An 8,401-nucleotide genomic window follows, 5' to 3' on the forward strand; every position below is an offset into this window, starting at 1 on the left:
GCGCTCAAATATCGCGATGCTCGCATCGTTCGAATGCGCGAATTTCTTCTCCATAGTGGCAATCTCCTTGTTCATAGACTCTCGCGAATTTGGCAGCCTGCGGCCCTGTCAGGCCGGCTTATAGTATGAGGGTCGGACCGATGAGTGCCCGCTTCGTGAATTTAGCAGAGTCAGATGGACGGAGACCGACAAGGCAACTATCACGAGTGGCACCCAAAAAAACGTGGGACCATAATCTCCTAAAATGCGCGTTCGTTGAGTTAAAGATCTAAGATTTTCTGTAACAGTCTTGTTTCCGGCGCTCGTACTTCAAGTTAGAGGGGCGCTGATGTTGCTGAAGTCACCATACCTAACGAGGCTGCATGCCTTGACCGGGCGTTGTCCGCCGGCTTGCCCGGGCGCAAGAAGTCGAGGATGACGCCCTTGGTGTAGGCCCATAGGTCGAGGTCGCGAGAGGTGAACTCGCTACCCTGATCCACCCGGATGGTTTTCGGATAAACGATCGTGCTGTATACCCGCTCAGACATGACCTCCGGGAGACTGATGTCGGCAAGGAGTGCTGGCCGGAGCATTCCATCAACGACGGCAAAGCCATCCTGCTCCAAGGTGCGTCTAAGCACTTTCATTCCAGGCGTCTGACGAGGCCGCGTTGACCAGTGGTACTCTTCCTGGTCCAGTGGAAGCAGGAGGCCGCCCTCTCGACAACGGCTTCTTCAAGTGTCGCTCCACAATCGGCTCATCGATAAAGTTGATCAGAACGTTCCTCCGATTTCGAACACCTCCCCGCCCACGGACACCAAGGCCGGCTCCTCGAATGATCCGGGTCGATTCGCCTGTGCAGGACCGCCGGCGAATCCATCCCATGCTCGAGGAACCAGATCAGGCCGGGAACTGCCGAGCTTAAAGACCTTGTCGAAGACCAGGGTGATAAATTCCTGCACGCGGCGATCCGGATGGGGCAGCAACAATGAGTTCGCTACGGCGGCCTTCTCGTAGCGGGCCGAGAGCGAACGCTGGCGCAGAAGATCGAGCTCGTACTCATTGAGACTTGCCCTTTCAATCCCAGCAGCAATCGGTCATTGCCCTGTCGCGGTGCATACACCGTCTCCTGGTCGATCGGCACGGTGTCGAAGACGCGGCACATCTCGATGAGCTGCTGCTAGTCGTGCCTGTTGCGGGCAAAGCGCGAGACCTCTCGCGCCGCAACCGCACCAATGCCAAGGCAGACCTCTGCGACTATCCGGTCGAAACCGGCGCGGCTGACCGTGCCGGCGGCCGAAGGGCCGAGATCGTCGTCGATCGTGTCGATGCGAGACCAACCGAGCGCCGTCAGACGGTCGCATCGCGTATTGAAACGTGCTGCTCTCGCGATTGTGCAGGACCTGATAGGCTGACGACAGTCGCACATACAGGATCGCCTTGCGCTCCAGATGATGCGACCTGATCTTCTCATGCATCATGACGCGCCTCCTGTGCGGGAGTGCGGTCGCTGTTCGGCGTTATCGAGGATCAGGCTGACCATCAGCTTTGTCACTGATCGACGCGTCTCGGCGGCAGTGCCTGCCATTGCGGCGTCTGCACCGTCTTGGCGTCGTTCGGGTTTGAAAACAGTTTGAACTGGTATGTCGTGGGTTGGCGCGGCATGGATATCTCCCCGCTTCGAATCTGAGAGCCCAATGCTGCGCCCTTCTCCTGCGATTGCGATGGGGCAGCCGCCCCCCGGAGTAGGATCGCCAGGGGCGCCGATCGCGGCAGGGTTGACAAGCGGAGCAGTCGTGATGCGCCAGTTCGAGCTGACCACCCGGTCAAACATCCACGCCGGAATCTCCAGCCACCGGTGCAATGGCTGGCCAGAAAGGGCGCAGCGGAAGACCGCCACGTCATCCTTCTCGATCACCTCATGAATAAAGACTTGCCGCTCAGCCCAGCGATGCCATGATATAAAGAAGCTGGCGCTCAACATCGGTCTTGTGGGCGTTCCGTGGTCGAGTTGTACAACCGGAACAAACCACACTCAGCCCTGGGGAAACATCACGCCCGTCGAATTCGCCATCAAAATAGCGCTGGAAAAACAGGCCGCATGAGGCCCAGAATGAAGCTCCGGGCTCTCCATTGACTAGAGGGAACAAGGATCTCAGGTCATTTGAGTTGAGGTAATGATCATTCCGGTGACAAAACAGCCGCCGAACAGCGCAATTCCCGCGCAACCGCAATTGGTAAAAGGGGGTTGTTCGATACGAGGCTTGAGTATGGCCGATCAGTCGGTCGACACGGATCGGCGTGCACCTAGGCTTGTGTGTCCATCCGCTCAAGTCCTCCAATGATGGTGAATTTGTGCGGGATTGCGCAAAAATAGCTGATTTCCTGCAGAAGCAACGGCTATTTCGCGGAAGAGCTATTGCGGCGTTTGCTACGATCCGATCTGTGAACAAATCGACACAGAAAAGTACCTCACGCGGAGATTTCGAGTGAGTGATAAATTGGACCAAATGAAAGCGTTTCCGCGCTTTCGGAAGCGCAATCGACCAAGCCACTGTCGGACGCTTCGGATGCAGGTTTAGCCTGATGCCACCCGGCAGTAGTGAATGGCACGGAGGAATGAGCGGTCGCCGCTGCTTGAAGCGTGCATCCAATTCACATCTCAGAAGGTGAATTGGCCCGATCAAAACGGTATGAATAATAAGGGAGGTAGGATACATGAACAGCTTTAGGACGATCATAGCAGCTGCAGCCTCGTTCGCAGTTACGTCAATGGCCTTGACGGCCAACGCAAATGCTGGCGACGTACTCGACCGAGTGCAATCGACAAAGACGCTGACGGTGGCGACCTCTTCAGACTGGGCCAACGCATCGTTCTTGAACGAAAACCACGAGCTTGATGGTTACGAAATTGACGTCGCCAAGGGCATCGCGAAATACCTGGGAGCGGATATCAAATTCGTTACCCCGGGCTGGGACATCATTGTCGCAGGCAAGTGGGAGGGGCGTTGGGATCTGGCCATGGGCCAAATGACCCCGACAAAGCCGCGCGCCGAAAAATTCGATTTCCCGGCCGTGTACTCCTACACCAAGGAGGTCGCGCTCGTTCACAAAGATAGCAAAATAACCAAGCTTTCGGAGCTCGAGGGAAAGGTGGTCGGCGTCGCAGCAGGCACTACTGATGAGAGCTATGCTAACCACAATCTGAATCCGGATTGGATTAACGCTAAGCCGATACAGTACCAGTTTACGCCGGGCGAGGTGAGGACCTATCAAGGGACATCTGTTCTCATGGACGACCTTCGACTCGGTGAAGGAGTTCGGCTTGATGCGGCCCTTGCTGACCAGTTGTCTGCGATCGGCGCAGTCAAGGCCGGCCGCCCTGTAAAAGTACTTGACCAGCCCTTGTTCTCGGCACCAGGGGCAATTGCTATCGAAAAAGGCGATAAGGAATTCTCTAACAAAGTGGCAGCTGCCATCAAGAGCATGAAAGATGACGGCACACTCTCTAAGTTGTCGATGAAGTGGTATGGTATAGATATCGCCAGCGAGTAGGTGATGTCGCAAACTGAGCTGCCCAGGCTTGCCCGGGCCGCAGCTTATCAGAGGCGGTCATGTTATATCAGGATACTGTTGAGTCCGATGTACTCGTCCACAAACCGTGGTTTATAGCTTCGGTTTTTATGCTGGTGTTTGCAATTGCTCTTATGTTCAATCTCACCGGCACCACCATCGGCGAGCTGATGAGTCCGATCATTGGAGATCCGCTTGGGAGCGGGCTTTACGGGCGATTCGCGATTGCATTCGTGATTGCTTTGATTTTCTGCTTCAATCTCGTGCTAATCGGTTTGGCTCCGCTGAAGTTGCAAATCGGCGTCGTGTGGTTCGAGCTGCTGATCCTATTTTTTGCGTTCTTCGAGGCGTTCGACCTGAACGTACCTTTCATCCTGAAGAATGTACCCTACCTGATCACTCAGGGAGTCGTGACGACACTCTATGTTTCGGCGATCTCGCTGGTGTTTGGCTCGCTGATAGGTATCATTGCCGCTATAGCGAAGCTGTCTAGTAACGGGTTCGCCTACGCCATTGCCAGTTTCTACACTTCTTTCTTCCGCGGCTTGCCGCTTCTTATGCAGATTTACCTAATCTACCTTGGCCTACCGCAGCTTGGCTATGTGATCGATGCGGTACCTTCAGGTGTGTTGGCCCTTTCACTGTGTTATGGGGCATATATGGCAGAGGTCTTTCGATCGGGCATCGGGAGCATCGACCGAGGCCAATGGGAAGCATCACGGTCGCTAGCCTTCAATTTCAGTCTCACCATGCGTAGGATTATCTTACCGCAGGCGCTTCCTGTTATTATTCCACCAATGGGGAATATGTTCATCGGGATGCTTAAAGACAGCTCACTTGTGTCAGTCCTCGGCGTTTGGGAGCTGACCTTCATTGCTCGCCAGATTGGCCAGCCGACGTTCCAGATCATGGAGATGCTTATAGCGGCATCAATCATCTATTGGACGATGTCGATCTGTTTCGAGCTACTTCAGTCCCGCATCGAACGTCATTTTTCCAAGAACAAGGTGCGATAATGGCTGACAAAATCAGCCGAGTGCAGGATGTGTCAGCTGTGCTCGACCCTACTGAGGCGCCCCCCCATGTGTTGCAAGTCAGGTCGATTTCGGATCGGAACCCATTTGTCCAGAAGCAAGCGGCAGTGAGCGACAAAGTCATTGAAGCTAAAGATGTCTCGAAGTGGTACGGCAGCTTCAGGGCACTGAATGAAATCAACCTTTCTGTCCACAAAGGCGAGCGAGTCGTCATCTGCGGGCCCTCCGGCTCAGGAAAGTCAACTCTGATCCGTTGCTTCAACCGGCTCGAAGCGCACCAGGAGGGCGAGATTACCGTCAACGGGATCAGGTTGCACAACCAGATGCGCAACCTGGTCGAAGTTCGCAAAAACGTCGGAATGGTGTTCCAGCATTTTAATCTCTTCCCTCATATGACGGTTCTGATGAACTGCATGGCCGCCCCGATGTGGATCAAGCGAGTGCCCAAGGCAGAGGCCAGGGAACTCGCGCTCAAATACCTCGAGCGTGTGCGCATCCCCGAGCAGGCGAACAAATATCCGGCTCAACTCTCCGGAGGCCAGCAGCAGCGCGTGGCGATTGCACGTTCCCTCTGCATGGAGCCGGCGGTCATTCTTTTTGATGAGCCGACTTCGTCGCTCGATCCGGAGATGGTCGCCGAAGTGCTCGAAACCATGAGCAGCCTGGCTCGCGACGGCATGACCATGGTCTGCGTCACCCACGAGATGGGCTTCGCCCGCTCCGTCGCCGACAGAGTAGTCTTTATGGATACAGGTCGAATCGTCGAAGAGGGCACGCCGCACGACTTCTTCACCAAGCCGAAGCACGAAAGAACGAAACTGTTCCTCAGCCAGATCCTCTCGCACTAAACCGGCCAATTCAATAAGGGCGCCGCCGTTATTGTCTAATCTGTTCCGCAGAAGCGCATGGAGATGAAAGTGCAGTCTATTCTGAGTGAAATCCAAAACCGCTTGGAACGGCTGCGCGCCGATCTGCGCGCTCGCGAACTCGATGCGCTGCTCATCGACGAATACGAGGCTATGGCTTACTACTTCAATTACGAGACAGGTCAAGCCATCTATCGGGCCGGCCTTATTCCCACAAAAGGCGAGGCATTTTTTGTACTAAGGTCAATAGATGTCGCTCCTTTGCGTGAAAGGACTTGGGTCGAGGATATCGTTGGCTTTCCCGACTGGGTAGACGCGCCCACGGCAATTGCCGAGAAGATCCGCCAGCGTGGCCTGGATCGAGCACGGATTGGCGTTGACCTGAGGAGCAATGCGCTTACGGTTCAAACATTTGAGGCCCTGAAGCGCGAGTTGCCTCAGGTCGACTTCGTCGATGTAGACAATCTATCTTGGAAGCAGCGCAAGCTGAAGTCAATGGCTGAGATTGATAAACTTCGCAAGGCCGCCGCCATCACCGACGCCACGATGCAGGAGATCGTCCAAGCCGTGAAGCCAGGCTTCACAGAGCGGGAGGCTGTCCGCATAGCTGCAGAAGGTTATATTCGCCACTGAGCCGACGCCGGTCATCCTGGCGTCATGACTGCCTCCAAAGGCGAGGGCTGGGCCTTTCTGCACGGTCACGTGCACGACACGCCTCTCCAGCAAGGAGAGGTGCTCCACATCGAACTCATTCCTACTTTTCAAGGATACAGTTCGCGCATGATGCGCTGCGTCGTTTTGGGAGATATCACGCCGGAATTGGATGCCAAATCCAAGAAGATGGTCGAACTTCAGGATAGGCAGATCGCAGCAATGAAACCTAAGGCGGTCGCGAATGACGTCGACCGGATCATGCGGCAGGGAGCACTAGATGCAGGTCTCCGAGAAACCTACACCAATATTACCGGTTATATGTTAGGATATTATTCGGAGAGACACAAAGGCGGTGACTTCACGTGGGTCTTTCTGCCAAATTCGGAATGGGTACTCGAGGAAGGCATGGTCTTCCACATGTATACATCCGGCGGAGGTATCGCAATTAGCGAGAATGTTCTAGTCGGTCCGAATGGTGGCGAAAGACTAACCAAGACGGAACGTCGGTTGTTCTCGAGTAATGACGGAAAAAACTAACGAAGGACCGCAGCATAGAAGCCCATTTGCCGTTGGGTCCTCGCGAGCTTGAAATCCGCAGTTTAGGTCGTGAACCCATAAACAGGGAAGCGAGCTTGTGCGGCGGGGCTAAGGTCTGCGCCTGACTATTACGCAGACGGTGCCCAAGACCCTGGGCGCGATCAGCATTACCCTCTGGTGCCTGTTGCGAGGTGTCCTTCCCCCGCCGCATTGGCGATATAGCACTGATGCTCTCAAGTTTGAACGGCATGGACTTCCGTTCGGGCTGCCATGCTGATTCAGTGTCGGGGTGAGCCGATATGATTTGACCGACTTCGAGTGGCGCTGGATGCCATCACCGCCGCGCACGACGGGTGACATCCAGATGATCGACAGCACCTCCGTTCGCGCCTATTAGCATGCCGCGACGGCAAAAAGGGGGGTGCAGATCATTGTCTCGGCCGATCGCGCGGCGGGTTCACGACCAAGATCCACGTCGTCGTCGACGCGCAAGGGCTCCCGATCCGGCTTGGGCTGACGGCTGGACAGACGCATGACGGGCAGATCGCGGACACGCTGCTCGACCACCTCGGCCCGCGCACCATCGTGCTGGCTGACTAGGCTTATGACGCCCCCGAACGCATCCGCGAACTGATCCAGGATCAGGGCGCCACGCCCAACATCCCGCCCAAGAGCAACCGGCGATGGAAGCCCTACTTCAGCAAGCGGCTCTACCGCGAGCGAAACCTCATCGAGCGGTTCTTCTCCAAGCTGAAGCACGTCCACACTTCCGCCGCGTCGCCACCCGCTATGATAAAGCTCGCAGCCAACTTCCTTGCCATGGTCCAGCTCGCTTCAATGCGGCTGTGGCTCCGCGCTTATGAGTCTACGGCCTAATTTAGTCGGATCGGATAATCTGCAAGGTGGAAGCCGACGGAGGAACCCTCCTACTGGCCCAAAATCGCTACGCTGCTAATGCCGGCCGAGCGGGCGCAGCATCTCGAGATGCCGACGCAGATTCCGATGCGGCGCTCAGTGAGACCACCCGTTTGCGAGCCGTAATTGAGGCCATGAAGCGACATCACTTCGGCCGCCCTTCCGAGTAGCTCGATGCGCTAATTGACTCTCAGCCAGGAGGACATCGAGCAGGGCTTGGCGGTCGCCGAGATGCGGGAATAGGAAAGCAAGCCCGGGGCGGACCAACGGTGGTGCGCTACCAGCCAGTTCGTTGCCGATCGACAGACAGGGCTTAGCGTTGATAGTGGCGCCCCGCACTCGCCGAACCCAGATGTTTGTCTTTGGTCGCGGTCGATGACCGACTTCTCGTCTAAATGTTTCCGCAGCCCCTCATGGCTCGCCCGCCGCTCGTACGGCAGGTGCTCTCGTAGAAAGGTGGCGAGATGAGGAGCCAGCGTGGTCAAGTGCGGGCTCCTAGATGCAAGGCCTCGCCGGCTGCCGCGATCTGCCCCATCAGGATCGGCGTTGCCTGCAGATACCCGTATGTGTCGGTGACGTGAGTGTGGCCGAGATAGATCGTGAATGCGGGGTCCCGGTTGACCGGGTGCGGAGTCCGACGTGAAGCCGGCCGCCATTCCGATCAAAGACCGACCACCATTCCGATTTGAAGCCGGCCACCATTCCAATCAAAGACCGGCCGGTTTTCGGCACTGAAGATTACCTCCTGGGTCAGCAACTTTGGCATCGCGGCGGCGCACAGAGCCGAACTGTGCCCATCTTGCCGTCGAGCTCAAGAAGCCGGGCGTCACGCTCCTCATCTTG

General features: G+C 56.2%; 5 protein-coding genes and 3 pseudogenes. 6 read left to right on the plus strand and 2 right to left on the minus strand.

Annotation, left to right across the window (positions count from 1 at the left end; genetic code table 11):
• Nucleotides 1-374 precede the first annotated feature (374 nt).
• A pseudogene (locus AC0L16_RS33000) lies at nt 375-500 on the minus strand (IS3 family transposase); the annotation flags it as partial.
• Nucleotides 501-847: 347 nt separating this feature from the next.
• Nucleotides 848-1,460 (minus strand): annotated as a pseudogene (locus AC0L16_RS33005) (recombinase family protein); the annotation flags it as partial.
• A 1,237-nt stretch (nt 1,461-2,697) separates the two neighbouring features.
• Here AC0L16_RS33005 and AC0L16_RS33010 point away from each other — a divergent pair.
• The 6 genes and pseudogenes from AC0L16_RS33010 to AC0L16_RS33035 form a co-directional block, all read left to right on the plus strand.
• Entirely contained in the window at nt 2,698-3,534 is an 837-nt protein-coding gene (locus AC0L16_RS33010; protein ID WP_473625707.1) for a transporter substrate-binding domain-containing protein, read from the plus strand.
• Nucleotides 3,535-3,593: 59 nt separating this feature from the next.
• On the plus strand, nt 3,594-4,568 hold the full coding sequence (locus AC0L16_RS33015) for an amino acid ABC transporter permease (protein ID WP_473625708.1): 975 nt from the start codon (nt 3,594-3,596) through the stop codon (nt 4,566-4,568).
• A gap of 125 nt (nt 4,569-4,693) precedes the next feature.
• Nucleotides 4,694-5,434, plus strand: coding sequence for an amino acid ABC transporter ATP-binding protein (locus AC0L16_RS33020; RefSeq protein ID WP_473625712.1), 741 nt, complete (start codon nt 4,694-4,696; stop codon nt 5,432-5,434).
• A gap of 57 nt (nt 5,435-5,491) precedes the next feature.
• Nucleotides 5,492-6,085 (plus strand): aminopeptidase P family N-terminal domain-containing protein, encoded by a 594-nt coding sequence (locus AC0L16_RS33025; protein WP_473625709.1) that lies wholly within the window; start codon nt 5,492-5,494, stop codon nt 6,083-6,085.
• Nucleotides 6,086-6,109: 24 nt separating this feature from the next.
• Nucleotides 6,110-6,643 (plus strand): M24 family metallopeptidase, encoded by a 534-nt coding sequence (locus AC0L16_RS33030; RefSeq protein WP_473625711.1) that lies wholly within the window; start codon nt 6,110-6,112, stop codon nt 6,641-6,643.
• A gap of 355 nt (nt 6,644-6,998) precedes the next feature.
• Nucleotides 6,999-7,519: pseudogene (locus tag AC0L16_RS33035) on the plus strand (IS5 family transposase); the annotation flags it as partial.
• Nucleotides 7,520-8,401: the final 882 nt, after the last annotated feature.

The sequence above is a fragment of the Mesorhizobium sp. WSM4848 genome (assembly GCF_055811375.1).